General features: G+C 61.7%; 19 protein-coding genes. 7 read left to right on the top strand and 12 right to left on the bottom strand.

Annotation, left to right across the window (positions count from 1 at the left end):
* Window positions 1–62 precede the first annotated feature (62 nt).
* Window positions 63–1,307 (top strand): lipoprotein-releasing ABC transporter permease subunit, encoded by a 1,245-nt coding sequence (locus PspR32_RS17470; RefSeq protein WP_159388955.1) that lies wholly within the window; start codon window positions 63–65, stop codon window positions 1,305–1,307.
* Window positions 1,308–1,396: 89 nt separating this feature from the next.
* On the opposite strand, the gene PspR32_RS17465 is transcribed toward PspR32_RS17470, so the two are convergent.
* Together PspR32_RS17465 and PspR32_RS17460 are read right to left on the bottom strand one after the other, a co-directional pair.
* Window positions 1,397–2,746, bottom strand: a complete 1,350-nt coding sequence (locus PspR32_RS17465; RefSeq protein WP_036996403.1) for a heavy metal sensor histidine kinase — start codon at window positions 2,744–2,746, stop codon at window positions 1,397–1,399.
* Window positions 2,743–3,423, bottom strand: a complete 681-nt coding sequence (locus PspR32_RS17460; protein WP_036996402.1) for a heavy metal response regulator transcription factor — start codon at window positions 3,421–3,423, stop codon at window positions 2,743–2,745. Before PspR32_RS17460 ends, PspR32_RS17465 begins: the two co-directional genes overlap by 4 nt.
* Window positions 3,424–3,578: 155 nt before the next feature.
* Here PspR32_RS17460 and PspR32_RS17455 point away from each other — a divergent pair, with 155 nt between their 5' ends.
* On the top strand, window positions 3,579–4,073 hold the full coding sequence (locus PspR32_RS17455; RefSeq protein ID WP_010227130.1) for a cupredoxin domain-containing protein: 495 nt from the start codon (window positions 3,579–3,581) through the stop codon (window positions 4,071–4,073).
* 68 nt (window positions 4,074–4,141) lie between these two features.
* Window positions 4,142–4,972 carry an NADPH-dependent 7-cyano-7-deazaguanine reductase QueF gene (gene queF, locus PspR32_RS17450; protein WP_010227131.1) on the top strand — a complete coding sequence of 277 codons (831 nt, stop codon included), beginning with the start codon at window positions 4,142–4,144 and terminating at the stop codon, window positions 4,970–4,972.
* A 44-nt stretch (window positions 4,973–5,016) separates the two neighbouring features.
* On the opposite strand, the gene PspR32_RS17445 is transcribed toward queF, so the two are convergent.
* Together PspR32_RS17445 and PspR32_RS17440 are read right to left on the bottom strand one after the other, a co-directional pair.
* Complete coding sequence (locus PspR32_RS17445; protein ID WP_036996401.1) at window positions 5,017–5,280, bottom strand: DUF4404 family protein; 264 nt, start codon at window positions 5,278–5,280, stop codon at window positions 5,017–5,019.
* A 124-nt stretch (window positions 5,281–5,404) separates the two neighbouring features.
* Window positions 5,405–5,965 (bottom strand): phosphonoacetaldehyde phosphohydrolase-related protein, encoded by a 561-nt coding sequence (locus PspR32_RS17440; protein ID WP_036996400.1) that lies wholly within the window; start codon window positions 5,963–5,965, stop codon window positions 5,405–5,407.
* Between the two features lie 191 nt (window positions 5,966–6,156).
* Here PspR32_RS17440 and PspR32_RS17435 point away from each other — a divergent pair, with 191 nt between their 5' ends.
* Window positions 6,157–6,858 carry an MlaA family lipoprotein gene (locus PspR32_RS17435; RefSeq protein ID WP_159388954.1) on the top strand — a complete coding sequence of 234 codons (702 nt, stop codon included), beginning with the start codon at window positions 6,157–6,159 and terminating at the stop codon, window positions 6,856–6,858.
* 53 nt (window positions 6,859–6,911) lie between these two features.
* Here PspR32_RS17435 and PspR32_RS17430 read toward each other — a convergent pair whose 3' ends face one another.
* Window positions 6,912–7,211 carry a PilZ domain-containing protein gene (locus PspR32_RS17430; RefSeq protein ID WP_010227136.1) on the bottom strand — a complete coding sequence of 100 codons (300 nt, stop codon included), beginning with the start codon at window positions 7,209–7,211 and terminating at the stop codon, window positions 6,912–6,914.
* Window positions 7,212–7,472: 261 nt separating this feature from the next.
* On the opposite strand from PspR32_RS17430, the gene rssB reads away from it, so the two are divergent.
* Window positions 7,473–8,657, top strand: coding sequence for a two-component system response regulator RssB (gene rssB, locus PspR32_RS17425; protein ID WP_010227138.1), 1,185 nt, complete (start codon window positions 7,473–7,475; stop codon window positions 8,655–8,657).
* A complete protein-coding gene (gene rssC, locus PspR32_RS17420; RefSeq protein WP_010227140.1) occupies window positions 8,654–9,136 on the top strand; it encodes an anti-sigma factor antagonist RssC in 483 nt (160 codons plus the stop codon). Before rssB ends, rssC begins: the two co-directional genes overlap by 4 nt.
* Window positions 9,137–9,166: 30 nt before the next feature.
* Here rssC and PspR32_RS17415 read toward each other — a convergent pair whose 3' ends face one another.
* From PspR32_RS17415 to PspR32_RS17400, 4 genes are all read right to left on the bottom strand, one after another.
* Window positions 9,167–11,071 (bottom strand): alkaline phosphatase D family protein, encoded by a 1,905-nt coding sequence (locus PspR32_RS17415; protein WP_159388953.1) that lies wholly within the window; start codon window positions 11,069–11,071, stop codon window positions 9,167–9,169.
* A gap of 176 nt (window positions 11,072–11,247) precedes the next feature.
* Entirely contained in the window at window positions 11,248–12,174 is a 927-nt protein-coding gene (gene tal, locus PspR32_RS17410) for a transaldolase (RefSeq protein ID WP_010227059.1), read from the bottom strand.
* 125 nt (window positions 12,175–12,299) lie between these two features.
* A complete protein-coding gene (gene dusA, locus PspR32_RS17405; protein ID WP_159388952.1) occupies window positions 12,300–13,310 on the bottom strand; it encodes a tRNA dihydrouridine(20/20a) synthase DusA in 1,011 nt (336 codons plus the stop codon).
* A 214-nt stretch (window positions 13,311–13,524) separates the two neighbouring features.
* Window positions 13,525–14,109, bottom strand: coding sequence for a hypothetical protein (locus PspR32_RS17400; protein WP_159388951.1), 585 nt, complete (start codon window positions 14,107–14,109; stop codon window positions 13,525–13,527).
* 241 nt (window positions 14,110–14,350) lie between these two features.
* On the opposite strand from PspR32_RS17400, the gene PspR32_RS17395 reads away from it, so the two are divergent.
* The gene (locus PspR32_RS17395; RefSeq protein ID WP_010227056.1) at window positions 14,351–15,250 is read left to right on the top strand and encodes a DMT family transporter; all 900 of its coding nucleotides are present in this window, start codon (window positions 14,351–14,353) and stop codon (window positions 15,248–15,250) included.
* A gap of 104 nt (window positions 15,251–15,354) precedes the next feature.
* Here PspR32_RS17395 and arsH read toward each other — a convergent pair whose 3' ends face one another.
* The 3 genes from arsH to PspR32_RS17380 are packed head-to-tail and all read right to left on the bottom strand — an operon-like array spanning window position 15,355 to window position 16,885.
* Window positions 15,355–16,047, bottom strand: coding sequence for an arsenical resistance protein ArsH (gene arsH / locus PspR32_RS17390; protein ID WP_010227055.1), 693 nt, complete (start codon window positions 16,045–16,047; stop codon window positions 15,355–15,357).
* 11 nt (window positions 16,048–16,058) lie between these two features.
* On the bottom strand, window positions 16,059–16,529 hold the full coding sequence (locus tag PspR32_RS17385; protein WP_010227054.1) for an arsenate reductase ArsC: 471 nt from the start codon (window positions 16,527–16,529) through the stop codon (window positions 16,059–16,061).
* Window positions 16,530–16,540: 11 nt separating this feature from the next.
* A complete protein-coding gene (locus PspR32_RS17380; protein WP_010227052.1) occupies window positions 16,541–16,885 on the bottom strand; it encodes a metalloregulator ArsR/SmtB family transcription factor in 345 nt (114 codons plus the stop codon).
* Window positions 16,886–16,974 lie beyond the last annotated feature (89 nt).

Genomic DNA, 16,974 nt, shown 5'->3' with positions numbered 1-16,974 from the left:
AACGTGCCCGCCACCGTTAGGCGGGCACCTGGTTCCTTTTCTTTACCCGGGTGCTTTCGTTCATGTTCAGACCCTTGTCTATTTTCATCGGCGCGCGCTACACCCGCGCCAAGCGCCGCAACCATTTCATCTCGTTCATCTCCATGACCTCGATGATCGGCCTGTCCCTGGGCGTGCTGGCGATGATCGTGGTGCTGTCGGTGATGAATGGCTTTCAGCGCGAAATGAGTTCGCGCATCCTCGGCATGGTGCCGCACGCCAGCGTGCTCGGTGCCCAGCCGCTGGATGACTGGCGGCCAGTGGCGGCCGAAGCCTTGAAGAACCCTGAAGTGGTCGCTGCCGCACCGCTGACCGAGATGGAAGGCATGTTGTCCTACAAGGGCGCGATGCAGCCGATCCAGGTCAGCGGCATCGACCCGGCCGAGGAGGGCAAGGTCTCGATCGTGGCCCAGCATATCGTTCAGGGTCGCCTCGAAGACCTCAAGCCGGGCGAGTTCGGCGTGGTCATCGGCGAAATCACGGCACGGCGTTTTCGCCTCAACGTCGGCGACAAGCTGACCCTGATCGTGCCGGAAGTCAGCAGCGCGCCAGGTGGCATCACCCCGCGCATGCAGCGCCTGAACGTGGTCGGGGTGTTCAAGGTGGGCGCCGAACTGGACGGCTCGCTGGGCCTGATGCACATGGCCGACGCCGCGCAGATGCAGCGCTGGGCGCCGAACCAGGTGCAGGGCGTGCGCCTCAAGGTCAAGGACCTGTACGCCGCGCCGCAGGTGTCCAAGGCGATTACCGCGAGCCTTGGCGAGCAGTACCGCGCCGATGACTGGACCCATACCCAGGGCAGTCTGTTCAGCGCCATGAAGATGGAAAAGACCATGATTGGCCTGTTGTTGCTGCTGATCATCGCCGTGGCGGCGTTCAACATCATTGCCACGCTGATCATGGTGGTCAATGACAAGGGCGCCGACATCGCCATCTTGCGCACCATCGGCGCGACGCCGGCGCAGATCATGGGCACCTTCATGGTCCAGGGCAGCCTGATCGGTATCGTCGGTACCTTGATTGGCGGCGTGCTCGGGGTGATCGCGGCGCTGAACGTCAGCCAGATCGTCGGCTGGCTGGAGCGCGTCAGCGGCCAGCATATCTTCACCTCGGACGTGTACTTCATCAGCACCTTGCCGTCCGAGCTGCAGTGGGGCGACGTGGCGCTGATCTGCAGCGCCGGCTTGATCATGAGCTTCCTGGCGACGCTGTACCCGGCGTGGCGGGCATCGCAGGTGGAGCCGGCGTACGCCTTGCGTTACGAGTGATGACAGGTGCGGCCGCACTGCGGCCGATCGCCGGCAAGGCCGGCTCCCACAAGCGCCATTGTGGGAGCCGGCCTTGCCGGCGATGAGGGCTACACTGTCGGCAAGTCGACCACGAATCTGGTCCAGCCCCCAGCCGATTCGCCATGAATACTCCCCCCGTGCGCCTGCACGATCGAGCGGGTAATCGCCAGTCCCAATCCCGCATGCTCACTGCTGCCTTCGCGCCGCGCCGGATCCGCCCGGTAGAAGCGGTCAAACAACTTCGGCAGCAGCGCCGGGTCAATCGGCTCGCCACGGTTGGCCACCTGTAGCCGCACCAGGCCTTCCCGTTGTTCAAGCGTGACGCGAATCTCGCCACCGGCCGGAGTAAAGCGCAAGGCATTGTCGAGCAGGTTGGACAGCGCCCGGCGCAACATATGCCGGTCGCCTGCCAGGGGCGCCTGTCCCTCGCGGCTCAACCTCACGTCGGCGTCCTCGGCCAACGGGGCGTAGTACTCGAGCAAGGCATCGGCCTCGTCTTCAAGCGCCAACTGTTGGCGGCTGGGCATCAGCAGGCCGTGGTCGGCCTTGGCCAGGTAAAGCATGTCGTTGACCAATTGCGCCATCCACTGCAGCTCTTCAAGGTTGCTGTGCAGCGCTTCGCGGTATTCGTCCAGGCTGCGCGGCCGAGTCAGGGTCACCTGGGTGTGGGTCAGCAGGTTGGACAGCGGCGTGCGCAGTTCGTGGGCAATATCGGCGGAGAACGCCGAGAGGCGCTGGAAGGCATCGTCCAGGCGTTCGAGCATGGCGTTGACGGTCTGCGCCAGTTCCGCCAGCTCCACCGGCATCTGCCCCTCCGGCAGGCGGGTGGTCAGCGACCGCGCCGACACCCCGGAGGCCACTTCCCCCATCTGCCGCAACGGCCGCAACCCGCTGCGCGCAGCCCAGGCGCCGAGCAGGGCGGTAGCCAGCGCCGAGAGGCCGACGGTAAGCCAGATCAGCTGCTGCATGCGCTGAAGAAAGTGCTGGTGGTGGGTGATGTCGAGAAACAGCGTCAGCTGAGCTTTGCCGTTGTTCAGGTTGACGCACAGGCTGCGGTAGTCACTGGCGCTGGTGTGCAAGGTGCTGAGCCCGACTTGCTGCGGTGAATCGGGCAGGCCTGGCTGGCTGTCGAACCAGATGCGCCCGTCACTGCCACGGATGCGCACGGCAAGGTCCGCCTGGTGGCTGAGTTCGGTCTGCAGGGCAGGCAGGCGCGGTGCGAGGCTGGCCGGGTCATCCGCGCCCTCGAGCATCTGGCGCAGCAGCGACAGGCGGCTGTTGAGCAATTGCTGGTCGAGTTCGATGAAATGGGTTTCGCTGGCACGGCTGAAAAGGATGCCGGCGGTCAGCGAGACCACCGCAGTGCAGGCGGCAAACAACAGCGCCAGGCGGCTGCCAAGGGACAGGCGGCGCATCAGGCGCTGCGCTCTTCAAGCACATAACCCATGCCGCGCACGGTATGGATCAGCTTGTTGTCATGGGCGTCGTCGATCTTCAGGCGCAGGCGGCGGATTGCCACTTCGATGACGTTGGTGTCGCTGTCAAAGTTCATGTCCCACACCTGCGAGGCAATCAGCGACTTGGGCAGGACTTCACCCTGGCGGCGCAACAGCAATTCGAGCAGGGCGAATTCCTTGGCGGTCAGGTCGATGCGCTGGCCGGCGCGTTCGACCCGGCGCCGGATCAGGTCCAGGCGCAGGTCGGCCAGGCCCAGGGTGGTTTCCTGCGCCGGGCTGCTGCCGCGGCGCAGCAGGCTGCGCACCCGTGCCAGCAGTTCGGAGAAGGCGAAAGGCTTGACCAGGTAATCGTCGGCGCCCAGTTCCAGGCCATGCACGCGGTCTTCCACCGCGTCACGGGCGGTGAGGAACAGCACCGGGATATCCAGGCCGGCGGCGCGCACGGCTTGAAGGATCTGCCAGCCATCGCGGCCGGGCAGCATGACATCGAGGATCAGCAGGTCGTAGTCGCCAGTCAGGGCCAGGTGCTGGCCGGTATTGCCGTCGCTGGCAAGCTCGGTGGCGAAGCCCGCTTCACTGAGGCCCTGGCACAGGTACTGGCCGGTCTTGGTCTGGTCTTCGACGATCAACAGTTTCATCGGCAGGCTCTTTAGCGTGGATTGCCGGAGGGTTATACCGCGCCGGGTGTGTCGGGTGGCCAAGCTGACAAAGTTGTAATCTTTTTGTCAGGTGACTGCCAGCGGCGGTTTTCTACAGTGAAGCCTGAATCGTCGCAACCCTGGAGTGGGCTTGAATGAAACACCTTTTTATCGTCGGCGCCCTGGCGCTGTTTAGCTTGCCAGCGCTGGCTTCACCGGCACATTCCTATGCTTTTGGTCAGCCGGCGGCAGCAGCAAAGGCTACCCGCACCGTCGAAGTGGTGATGGGCGACATGTACTACGCGCCGCGCAGCCTTGCGGTCAAGGCCGGGGAAACGGTGCGCTTCGTGCTGATCAACAAGGGCGCAGTGGCGCACGAGTTCAGCTTGGGCGATGCCGTGATGCACGCCAAGCACCAGAAAGAAATGCTCGCCATGCAGGGCCAGATGGACCATTCGGCCATGGGCCACGGTGGCATGGAGCATGGCGCAGCCATGCAGCATGACGACCCGAATACGGTGATGGTCGAACCTGGCAAGAGCGCAGAGCTGACCTGGACATTCAGTCAATCGACGCCGATCGAGTTCGCCTGCAACGTACCCGGTCACTACCAGGCGGGTATGGTCGGCAGGCTGACCATCGGCCAATAACAGCCGATTACCCAATGCATGGCCTAAAACCGATAAACTAGGCGCATTTGCTCCTACAGGTTTTAGCCATGCATCCTGCCGCCGAACATTCTCCGCTGGGTAAATCCAGCGAATACGTCGCCACCTACACACCTTCGCTGCTGTTCCCGATTCCGCGGGCGGCGAAATGGGCCGAGCTGGGTGTCAGCGCCGAGACCCTGCCATGGCTGGGTGTCGACTTCTGGAACTGCTTCGAGCTGTCCTGGTTGTTGCCGTCGGGCAAGCCGGTGGTGGCCATTGGCGAGTTCGCCATCCCGGCCGATTCGCCGAACATCATCGAGTCGAAGTCCTTCAAGCTGTACCTCAATTCGCTGAACCAGACCGTGTTCGAGTCGCCAGCGGCGTTGCAGGCGTGCCTGGTCAAGGACCTCTCCGCTGCTGCCGGCAAGCCGGTGGGCGTGCAGATTCGCAGCCTGGCCGAGGTCGAAGGGCAGGGTGTGGTCGGCTTGCCGGGGGTGTGCATCGATGAGCTGGATGTCAGCATCAGCAACTATGAGCAGCCGCAACCGGAGCTGCTGCGTTGCGACAGCAGCCACGTTGTCGAAGAAACCCTGCACAGCCATTTGCTCAAGTCCAACTGCCCGGTTACCGGCCAGCCTGATTGGGGCAGTGTGACGGTGCATTACCGTGGCGCGGCGCTGGATCACGCCAGCCTGCTGACCTACCTGATCAGCTTCCGCCAGCATGCCGACTTTCATGAACAGTGCGTCGAGCGTATCTACCTTGACCTCAAGCGCCTGCTCAACCCTGAGCACCTGACGGTCTATGCCCGTTACGTGCGCCGCGGTGGGCTGGATATCAACCCGTACCGCAGTACTTCACAGGTGACCCTGGAGAACCTGCGACTGGTTCGCCAGTAACGAAAAGCCCCGTTCGATGACGGGGCTTTTTTATTTGGATGGGCTTAGATGCCCATGCTGTGCAAGCTTACGGCAAGCCTGCGCAGGATGCCGGTCAAACTGGGGTGGTTGGCTTCGAAGGTTTCCACAGCCAGGTTGACGCTATCGATCAGATCGTTGTCAGGGCTTGCGGCTTCCAGTTCGAGCTTGGCCTCGATTTGCTGCATCAGCTCACGCAGGTGTACGCGCTCTTCTTCTGAAAGCGGCGGGTTTTGCTCCAGTTGCTCGCGCAGCTCGTTGAGTTGCTGTTGCAGTTCGCGGGCAGGCATGGGTGTTCTCCCTCTATGAATAGGCACAGTCATGGACCCCGGCAGCGGGTGAAAGGTCCATGCCCTGTCTACTAGAGTAATCCACCGGCCAGTGCTTTGCATGACCCTGATCAATGGCGCTGTTTCAGGGCTTTTCGCCTTTGCGCCGGCGTTGGCCGATATCCGCCAGGCAATCGGCCAGGGCTTCAAGGTGGTCGACCACTGAGTGCACGCCCAGGGCAAACAACTGCAACGTGGCCTGGCCGCGCTTGCGTTCCTGCTCCTTGGGGCTCAGGGCTTGCCACTGGCTGCTGGGCCCGCAGGACGCCAGGCCGATGGTCCACAGCCCGGCATTGAGGCCCGATTGCAGCAGGCGCGGTTCGTCACTGACCAGCACACAACCCTCGAGTTTACCCGCCTGCAGGTGCATCAGCGCCTGCCAGCAGGCATCTGGCGCAGGCCAGGGGGTGTTGCCGCCGGGGTAGCCATTGAGCCAGGCAGGCAGGGGGCGCGCCAGATGGTTGCCCTCGGCGGCCGGGAGCTCATCGAGCCAGGCGCAAGGAACCTTTTGTTGATGCAGCCAGTCAAGGGTGGGCAGCGCACCGGGAGTCGGGCAGGGAGTGCGGGCATCAGCGCCCGGGTTCACTTCGACAAGGCAGCCGCGCAAGCCGAACAGCAGGGCTGTGATGGCGGGGGAGTCTGGCATGGCAAGGTCCCTGAAATACCTTGCAGGCTACGCTTGGGTTGTTACCTTTTGGTGACGCTGCCGATACACAGTTATTCACTTTTTTGCGGCGCTGTTTATGCCAAGCTGCTTAACGGCAGCAGAGGCCTTATACTTGCTTCATTTTTCGGCGTAGGACGCGCAGCGTCTGCCCCAGTTCGAGGAGTAACTCTATGCGTAGGATCGGCCTGATCGATCGGATGACCCGGGCCTGTGTCTGTGCCGGCGTGCTGTTGGCACCTGTAGTCGCGGCCCAGGCGGCGACCGAAGAAGATCCATGGGAAAGCATCAACCGGCCGATTTTCCGCTTCAACGACACGGTCGACACCTATGCCCTCAAGCCGCTGGCGCAGGGTTACCAGGCGGTCACCCCGCAGTTCCTCGAAGACGGCATCCACAACATGTTCCGTAACCTGGGCGATGTCACCAACCTGGCCAACAACGTCCTGCAGCTCAAGCCGCACGCGGCCGGTGTCGATACCGCACGGCTGATCGTCAACACCACCTTCGGCATCGGCGGCTTCTTCGACGTCGGCACCAAGATGGGCCTGCAGCGCAACGACGAAGACTTCGGCCAGACCCTCGGCTACTGGGGTGTGGGCAGTGGCCCGTACGTGATGCTGCCGTTGCTCGGCCCAAGCACCGTGCGTGATGCCATCGCCAAGTACCCGGACACCTACACCGAACCCTACCGCTACATCGAGCATGTGCCGACCCGCAACACCGCCATGGCCGTCGATGTGGTCGATACCCGCGCAAGCCTGTTGTCGGCAGAAAAGCTGATCAAGGGCGACAAATACATCTTCATTCGCAATGCTTATCTGCAGAATCGCGAATTCAAGGTCAAGGATGGCGAAGTCGTCGACGACTTCTGATCCGCATAGGCAAACAAAAGGCGACCTTCGGGTCGCCTTTTTTGTGTCTGCATTTATTTCATGCTGAGGATACGCAGGCCAAGCTTCTGTTCGCCGCCAGGCTGGTCGGCGATCCACACCACCTCGGTGCTTGCTTCCAGGCCCTCCAGCGCCGGGTACTCGGAATCGATACGCACCTCGAGCCTATCGCCGACCTTGAACTGGCGTGGCGCCTGGACCTGCATGCCGCTGCTGGAGAGGTCCAGGCAGATGGCAGCGATGACTTGACCTGCGTGGATCAGGCTGACATCTGCATCCACCCGCATGCGAATGAAATCGCGCTTCTCGCTGTAGTCCGTGTGCACTGAACTCATGTCTGCATCCTTCCATTGCGTTGCGGTTGGAGGGGTTTTTATAACTCCCGGTGCTTTCAGCTGTAAAGAGCATCGGCGACCATCGGTGTGCCCTTGAAACGCCCGGCGGATGGGAGTACCGTCTGCGCCTTACAAGGCACCTCTGCTATTTGCCGGACAGGTTTTGATGTCCTACAACTCATAGAAGAGTAGCTCGAAGTGAATCCAGTACGTGGGCTCCGCTCACCTACGCCCAACCTATTCCTGGCGCCGTTTGCCCACATGCAGAAAACCAGTGCAACGCTGCTGATAATCGATGACGACGACGTCGTACGTGCGAGTCTTGCCGCCTACCTGGAAGACAGCGGTTTCAGCGTCCTGCAGGCAAGCAATGGCCAGCAGGGCCTACAGGTCTTCGAACAGGAACACCCTGATCTTGTGATCTGCGATCTGCGCATGCCGCAAATGGGCGGCCTGGAGCTGATTCGCCAGGTGACCGAGCGCGCGCCGGAGTTACCGGTGATCGTGGTATCGGGTGCCGGGGTGATGAACGACGCCGTCGAGGCCCTGCGCCTGGGCGCGGCCGATTACCTGATCAAGCCGCTGGAAGACCTCGCCGTACTCGAGCATTCGGTGCGCCGGGCACTGGATCGCGCACGGCTGGTGCTGGAAAACCAGCGCTACCGGGAAAAGCTCGAAACCGCCAACCGCGAACTGGAGGCCAGCCTGCACCTGCTGCAGGAGGACCAGACCGCAGGGCGTCAGGTGCAGATGAACATGCTGCCGGAAAGCCCCTGGGTGGCCGACGACCTGTCGTTCGAGCACCAGATCATTCCGTCGCTGTACCTGTCGGGCGACTTTGCCGACTATTTTCGCGTCGATGACAGGCGAATCGCGTTCTACCTGGCAGACGTTTCCGGGCATGGCGCCTCGTCAGCCTTCGTCACCGTGCTGCTGAAGTTCATGACTACCCGTTTGCTGTTCGAATTCAAGCGCGGCGGCACGTTGCGCGACTTCAAGCCCTCGGAGGTGCTCGGGCACATCAACCGGGGCCTGATCAACTGCAAGCTGGGCAAGCATGTGACCATGGTCGGCGGCGTAATCGACGAAGATACGGGTATCATGACCTACAGCATCGGCGGTCACCTGCCGTTGCCAGTGCTTTACACCCCGGGCCAGAGCCGTTACCTGGAAGGCCGTGGATTGCCGGTGGGGTTGTTCGAGGAGGCTGTCTACCAGGACCATATCCTGGAGTTGCCGCCGCAGTTCAGCCTGACCCTGCTATCTGATGGCATTCTGGACCTTTTGCCGGGTGAGACACTCAAAGATAAAGAGGCGGCCCTGCCTGAAATCATCAAGGCCGCAGGCGGTAGTCTGGATGGGCTGCGCCAACGATTCGGATTAGCTACGCTTGGGGAGATGCCGGATGATATCGCCCTATTGGTGTTGAGCAGGAACCTTCAATGAGTACGGGTAGAATCCAGTTCGCCGAGCAGAATGGCACCTTCGTGCTGAAGTTTGTCGGTGAAGTGCGCCTGACCTTATGTTCGGCGCTGGATGCGACGATTGAAAAAATCTTCACGGCGCTGAATTTTTCGGCGATCGTCATCGATCTGACGGAAACCAACAGCATCGACAGCACCACCCTGGGCTTGCTGGCCAAGCTCTCGATCCTGTCGCGGCAAAAAGTCGGGTTGCTGCCAACGGTGGTCACCACCCATGCCGATATCACCCGTTTGCTGCAGTCGATGGGTTTTGACCAGGTGTTCAACATCGTTGACCGGCCGATCCCGTGCCCGGAGTGCCTGACCGACCTGCCGTCCCAGGACCAGAACGAAGACGTGGTGCGCTCCAAGGTGCTCGAAGCGCACAAGATCCTCATGGGCCTGAACGACTCCAACCGCGAAGCCTTCCACGACCTGGTCAACGCCCTCGAACGTACCTGACCGTCGACCCGGGCGCCGTTCTGGCGCCGGTCAAACCTCTTTCAAGTCAGCTTCCCGTGGTGGAAACTCAGTCGCCTCGCTGCCATCGGCATTGAGCTGAAAAATCCGCGCCGGTTGCCCCTGTTCGTTGAAAAACACCTGGCCCAGGCCTGCGCTGTTCCACAGCCGCTCGCCGGCCTTGCTGTGGGCGGGTGTACGCGGGATCACTTGCATTTGCCGACGCTTGGTAAACCAGTTGAGCGGCGAGCGTGGCGAGTACAGCCAGCGGTTGAGGCGGTCGAAGGTATCCAGCAGGCGCTTGGGAAACTGGTTCTTGATGCCGCTGCTGGTGATCTGCCACAGGTGCGGGGTGCGCTGGCGGTGGCGGATCTGCACCTCGTAGACGAACGAATAGTGCACGTCACCGGAGAGGATCACGTAATGCCCCGGCGTGCGCGAGTGGCGGAAGATATTGAGGATGACCTGCGCGGCACCACGATGGGCCATCCAGTTCTCGGCATCCACCAGCAGCGGATAACCCAGCCAGCTGAACACCCGCTGCACGGTTTCGATCAGCTTGACGCCGAAGATCGGCGCCGGCGAGACGATGATCGCCGAAGGATGGTCGAGCAGCGCTTGTTGCAGCTCGCTGAGGGCTTCCCAGTCGAGCAGGCCGGAGGGACGCTTGAAGTTGCTTTCACTGCGCCAGCGCCGGGTGCGGGTGTCCAGCACCAGCAGCGCCGGGCTGCTCGGCAGGACGAACTGCCAACCCTGAAAGCGCAGCAATTCGTTGATCAGCGAGTCCTGCAGCGGCGTGTCGAGGTAGTCATCGGCATCGGCGCTGTGGCTGCAAGCCTGGCAGTGCTCCAGCAGCCCGCTGAACGCCTCAGGGTTGTTGCCCCAGCCCTGGCAGAGCAGGTAACCGAGCAGGGCGTTGCCGATGATGCGCTTGGAGAACGGATGGCCATAGGCGGTTTCTTCCCATTGCGCCGACAGGTTCCAGTCATCGGTGATGTCGTGGTCGTCGAAGATCATCAGGCTCGGCAAGTGTGCCAATACCCGCGCAACCCCGCCCAGGCCGCTGGCAAAGCCGTTGATCAGCTGTTGTTCCTGGCGGTAGCGCACCTGGCGCTCGGTGGTGAGGCCCGCCGGCATCTGTGGCTCGATCAGGCTCCAGGGCACCGGCGACCAGACCAACAGGTACATGGCCATGACTTCGGCGAAGGTCACCAGGTGGTTGTCGGCGTTGCTGCTGGTGAAGATCGGCTTGCGCGTGCCACCAAAAAATCGCTCGCGCAGGGTTTCGCTGCTCTCCAGTGCTGGCAGCAAGTCTGCGCGGTGGTAATAGCTGGCCGGGTGGCGGTAGAGCGCGGCGCTGTCATTGACCACCGCACCTTGCAGGTGCTCGCCAAACAGCCCCAGGCGCTCGATCAGCGCATGAATGGCGCGCAGCATCGGGCCAGCGACATCGTCGGCATAAACCTGGTCGCCGCTCATCATCAGCAGGGCAGGGCGCTGCAACGGCGCGGGGTGTTCCAGCAACAGGCGGTCGGCGCACAGCAGGCCGTCTGCTGCCGGGTGATGGGGTTTGCGGCATGAGCCGTGGAGCAGTTGCTCAAGGTGCGAGCGCAGGACGAAGTTCGGCCGGTGCGCGCCAGGGTAGAGCAGGTGCGGGGCGTACTGGGCGATGCTTTGGGTGTTGAGGATCAGGTCGTAGTCGATCTGCGCGTCGCACGGCAGCGGGCTGTCGAGGTTGATGTCGAGCAGGTGGACAAAGGCGTGGCGACCGATTGGGACAACCGTGCCGTTGATGTCGGCGCTAACGCCTGCGCAGCTCAGTTGCAGCTCGGCTTGCAGCGGCTCGGAGGCTACCAGCCAGAACACGATCCGCGTGGGTTCGAGGCGGCGCAGCAACGGGCCGGCCAGTACTGCGGGTAATTCGGAAGATTCAGACATCAACATCTCTGAAAGCAAAGTCGAAAGCATCGCGGGTCAAGTCGAGTCGTCGCACCGCCGCTCCCACTTGATGGGTGGGAGCGGCGGTGCGACGACTCGACTTGACCCGCGATGAGGCCCTGAAGGCCGATAAGATGCTCTACGCTGCACCCCTCACTGGCAAACCCAGATTTGTATCAGGCCTTTGCCGCCAACAACGCCTCGAGCTTCTCCTGGTCCCGGGCAAACTGGCGAATCCCCTCGGCCAGCTTCTCGGTGGCCATGGCATCTTCGTTCGATGCCCAGCGGAACTGGCTCTCACTCAGGTGCTGACGCGCCTCGCCGTTTTTGCCAGGCTTGAGGATACGCGGCAACTCGCCCTGATCCTCGCTCAACTGCTGCAACAGCTCCGGGCTGATGGTCAGCCGGTCACAGCCGGCCAGTTGTTCGATCTGGCCGATATTGCGAAAGCTCGCGCCCATGACCACGGTCTTGTAGTCATTGGTTTTGTAGTAGTCGTAAATGCGCGTTACCGACTGCACGCCCGGGTCTTCGGCGCCGACGTAGTCCTTGCCGGTGGACTTCTTGTACCAGTCGTAAATGCGCCCCACGAACGGCGAAATCAAAAACACTCCGGCGTCGGCACAGGCCTGGGCCTGGGCGAAGGAGAACAGCAGGGTCAGGTTGGTCTGGATGCCTTCCTTCTCCAGTACCTCGGCGGCGCGGATGCCTTCCCAGGTCGAGGCCAGCTTGATCAGCACCCGGTCGCGGCCGATACCGGCCTTGTCGTACAGCGCGATCAGTTGCCGGGCCTTGGCCAGCAGCGCCGGTTGGTCGAAGGACAGGCGGGCGTCGACCTCGGTAGAGATACGCCCCGGAATCACCTTCAGAATGCCGGCGCCAACCGCCACGGCAAAGGCGTCACAGGCAAGGCCGACATCGCCCTTGCTGTGCTCGACCGATTGCTTGAGCAGCTCGGCATAGCCGGGCATGGCGGCGGCCTTGAGCAGCAGGGAAGGATTGGTGGTGGCATCGACCGGTTTCAGGCGGCTGATGGCATCGATGTCACCAGTGTCGGCAACCACGGTGGTGAACTGCTTGAGTTGTTCCAGCTTGGAAGTCATGGGCGTGCTCTGTCCTGTGCAATGGCTCGACATTACCCGAGCGCCGCCAGCCGCTCAAGGGCTGGCTGGCAGGCGGGGCGAAGGGGATAAGCCTTCGAGTGCCGAACCGGCCACAGGTTCCGGAACTAACGCCCCTGCAGCAGCTCGCCGGCCTGGTCGAGCAGGGCCAGCGGGTCCTTGCTCTTGTGGATATCCACCGACAGCAACTGGCGGAACTTGCGCGCCCCCGGGAAGCCCTGGCCAAGGCCGAGAATGTGCCGGGTGATGTGGTGCATGGCGCCACCGGATGCCAGGTGCGCGGCAATATAGGGGCGCAATCTGGCCAGCGCCGCACTGCGGCTGATCACCGGCGCGGTGCTGCCGAACAGCTGCTGATCGACCTCGGCCAGCAGGTACGGGTTGTGATAGGCCTCGCGGCCGAGCATCACCCCGTCGAAAATCTTCAAGTGTTCCTGGCATTCGGCCAGGGTCTTGATACCGCCGTTGAGCACCAGCTCCAGGTCGGGAAAGTCCGCCTTCAACTGCGCAGCGACGTCGTAACGCAGCGGTGGAATCTCGCGGTTCTCCTTCGGCGACAGACCTTCGAGAATCGCGATCCGTGCATGCACGGTAAAACTGCGGCAACCGGCGTCGCGTACCTGGCCGACGAAATCGCACAGCTCGGCATAGCTGTCGCGGCCATTGATGCCAATGCGGTGCTTGACCGTCACTGGGATCTGCACCGCATCCTGCATCGCCTTCACGCAATCGCCGACCAGCGCCGGATGGCCCATCAGGCAGGCGCCGATCATGTTGTTCTGCACCCGATCGCTCGGGCAGCCGACATTGAGGTTGACCTCGTCATAGCCTGCGGCCTCGGCCAGCTTGGCGCACGCGGCCAAATCAGCCGGCACGCTGCCGCCCAATTGCAGGGCCAACGGATGCTCGGCCTCGTCATGGCGCAGAAAACGCTCGGCATCACCGTGCAGCAGCGCGCCGGTGGTGACCATTTCGGTGTAGAGCAGGGCGTTGCTGGAGAGCAGGCGCAGGAAGAACCGGCAATGGCGGTCGGTCCAGTCCATCATAGGTGCAACGCTGAACCGACGAGACGGCTCAGGGCGCGGGTTTACTGCGGTTGAGGCGGATTCTAGGGGCATTTTCGGTTACGTGTTTTGTACCATTAGCTGGGCGTTTTTTGATGGATCGTGGGTACGATGTACCACCTCGCCAGGATCCGTATCAAAAACAAAGGTGCCATAGTCTACCAAGAGTGCCAGGCATTCGCCCGCAAGCAGGCTGCCTAGGCCTGGGCAAAGCGACGAGAGACAAAGATGGCTGAACCTGGAATGCCAAGCTCAGCTATTCGACAGGTTACGCGCAAGTAGCTAGGCACAAGAACGCTTGGTAGGTTTTATAGGTGCCATATGCAAAGGCGGATATTGAAACCAAACCCAATGCGCCGCAGGTGGCGTGTAAGGTAGTGGCGACGTTGTTGTGCCACTTTACAGCGCTGTCAAAGGCCATCTGCGAAAGATACGTCAAGCAAGAGGTGATGCCGATAGCCAATGCCCCGATTACAAAGGCTGTTAGCGAATATGCGAAGTCCGGGATGGCGCTGCTGTTGTTGTCTGAGAGTTTGCCAATGAAGGCGAGCAGGGCAATCGCGGCTCCTCCATTCAGTAGCAGCATCGTCTTGAGTGCGTTTTGCCCTGATTGGATAATGCTTTTGAACATTTCCAAATTGGCTGACAGGTTGTGTTTGTGTGCGTCCAGGGAAAGCTGGAGTCTCGCCTTGAGTACTTCGCTGTTCTCCTCGGGGTTGTTTTCTGTTGAGGTGGCTTCGACAACCCTATCGATATACGTTATTAACTTGTCGCAATTGACTGTTTCATGACCCTGCGATTTAACCTCGTTAATAGAGGTCTTCAGTGCTTTCGCGAATGCGTTTGCGTCCATTACTCAATGCTCGCTAGTTTGACCAGTTGACTCAGTTTCCAAAAGGAGCACGCTGAGCGGATGCGTCAACATCCCATCCGCCCACCGAACCCGCAACCCCTCCCACGACGTGGACCCACCGTACTGGAGACAGTCGAGGTTTTTCAGGTGGTTTGTCCAGTGCGCTCTTATCTTTGGCTTGCATCCCCCATTTGGATGGATATTCTAGCGAGCCACCACGCAACGACAGGGACGGTCATTCATGCAATCCAGTTTTGGTAAAGGCGTTGTTTTTGCGCTTTCCGCCGCCGCGTTGAACGCGACAATCGGTGTGCTGAGCAAAGTGCTCATGGAAAACGGCTTCACCGCCAGCAGTGTCGCTGTGATCAAAACCATTCTAGGTTGCCTGCTGCTGTCGGCCTTGGTGCTGTTCATCAGGCGCCCGCAAACGACGGCGAAGTGGACCCAGGCTGCGATTTGCGCGTTTCTCGGAATCTTCGTGCTGTTCCACTTCGAAACATCGGCCTACCGCCATTACGCCGCCGCGGGCGTGGTGGTGATGCTGATGGCCAGTGCGTCTATTTCCTCGATCCTGTTGGGGCGGATTTTCCTGAAAGATCCCATTACCGCAAACGCTACCGTTGGCGCCGCCTTGGCCATCGCCGGCATTGCAGTGATCTTTGGTGCTGACCTGCAACAGGGGTTCACCCTGCAAGGCGCTACCCTGGCTGCCATGGCCGGCTGCGGATACGGGGCGTTTTCAGTGGCCATGAAGCATATGGGCGTCTCCGGGGGGCTGCACTTCACTCGGCAATTGTTGTTCTTCGGCAGCCTATACCTGCTGATGCCGGCTGCGGCCGATGGCTTTGTGATTGGCGAGCTGTCGCCCCTGGCGATTGCCGCATTGCTGGCGCTGGCCACGTTACCGACCATCCTGGGCTTCTTTTGCACCACCAAGGCCATCGAGTACCTGAAACCATCCCAGGTGCAGGCGCTGGAGCTGACCGAGCCCCTGTTCGCTGCGCTGCTGGCGTTCCTGGTCCTCAATGAGGTGCCGCGAGAAAGCCTGTACGTGGGTGCGGGGCTGATCATCACCGGCCTGTGTTTCTCCAACGAGTTGATTTCCCTGGGGCGCAAAGCACCGGCTCAATCCCATACATGATCCCCGGCGGGGCGGGGGTATGCCCGCCGGTTCAACCGCTAACTCGTGTGGCGTCGCAGTCGATCATCAATGCAGGCCCGCAACTGGGAAGCGCAGCGCGCCGCTCAGATCGAACGCTGGCCAACTCGCTGTGACAACGCCTCTGCCGATTCCTTGCGCTCGGAGTAGCGGTCCACCAGGTAATCGCTGCGCCCGCGCAGCAGCAGGGTGAACTTCACCAGCTCTTCCATCACGTCGACTACGCGGTCGTAGTAGGCCGACGGCTTCATCCGGTCGTTGCCGTCGAATTCCAGCCAGGCCTTGGGTACCGAGGACTGGTTGGGGATGGTGAACATGCGCATCCAGCGCCCCAGTACGCGCAGCTGGTTGACCACGTTGAACGACTGCGAGCCGCCGCACACCTGCATCACCGCCAGGGTCTTGCCCTGGGTCGGGCGCACTGCGCCCATGGCCAATGGCACCCAGTCGATCTGCGCCTTGAACACCGCCGACATCGCGCCATGACGCTCCGGCGAGCACCACACCTGGCCTTCGGACCATTGCATGAGTTCGCGCAGCTCCACGACCTTGGGATGGTTGTCGGGCGCGTCGTCAGGCAGGGGCAGGCCGCTGGGGTTGAAGATCCGCGTTTCGGCGCCGAAGTGTTCGAGCAGGCGCGCGGCTTCCTCGGTCAGCAGGCGGCTGAACGAGCGTTCGCGGGTTGAGCCATAGAGCAGCAAGATGCGTGGTTTGTGTCCGTCATGTGCGGCGTTGGCCGGGATCAGGCCGAGGTCGAGATTGGGTAGGTGGTCGCTCATGGGGGCTCCGTTTACAAAGTGCCGATGCGGTCGATTTCAGCCTGCAACTGGTCGCGGCTCAAGCGCTCGAAGGGCAGGGCAAGGAAGGTTTTGCAGCGCAGTGCTATGCGCGCCAGGGTGGCGTCAAAGGCGGCATCGATCTGTGTATCGCTGCCGTGGACCTCGGAAGGGTCTGCCAGGCCCCAGTGGGTTTTCAGCGCTGGGCCGAAGTACAGCGGGCAGGCTTCGCCAGCGGCGTTGTCGCAGACGGTGATGACGATGTCTGGCGGGTTGTCGGCGAAGGCGTCGTTGCCTTTGCTGGTCAGGCCGTGGATGGCGATGCCGGCGCGTTGCAGGGTCGACAGGCTGCGAGGATGCACCTGGCCCTTGGGAAAACTACCGGCACTGACCGCGTGGAAACCGGCCGGGGCCAGGTGATTGAACTGCGCTTCGCAGAGGATGCTGCGACAGCTGTTGGCAGTACACATGAACAAGACTCGCATGGGCTGATTCCTCAACAGCAGGTCGCACGGACAGGACGATCACCCATTGCCTCGAGGCGCTCGCTGACGTCGCTGAGCCACTGGCCATTGGCCTCAAGGGTCAGCTGCAGCACCTCGTTCACCCAGGCTGGCAGCTGCGGGTTGAGGCGGTAGTACACCCACTGACCCTGGCGGCGGTCGAGCAACAGGCCGCAGGTGCGCAGTTGGGCCAGATGGCGGGAGATCTTCGGCTGGCTGTCGTCGAGTGCGCACATCAGCTCGCACACGCACAGTTCGCCTTCGCGGACGATCAACAGCGTGGCGCGAACGCGGGTTTCGTCGGCCAGGCATTTGAACAGGGCGGCAGGGGTAAGCATCGAATCGGTCCGGGCTTGATATATGGAAATTCGAATATACGGATTTCCATATGTAAATGACAAGCCCGCTGTGCCAACCGGACTTCGAG

The organism is Pseudomonas sp. R32, assembly GCF_009866705.1.
GTDB lineage: Bacteria > Pseudomonadota > Gammaproteobacteria > Pseudomonadales > Pseudomonadaceae > Aquipseudomonas > Aquipseudomonas donghuensis.
The sequence above is the reverse complement of the archived record's forward strand: the minus strand, read 5'-3'. Positions and strand labels throughout refer to the sequence as shown.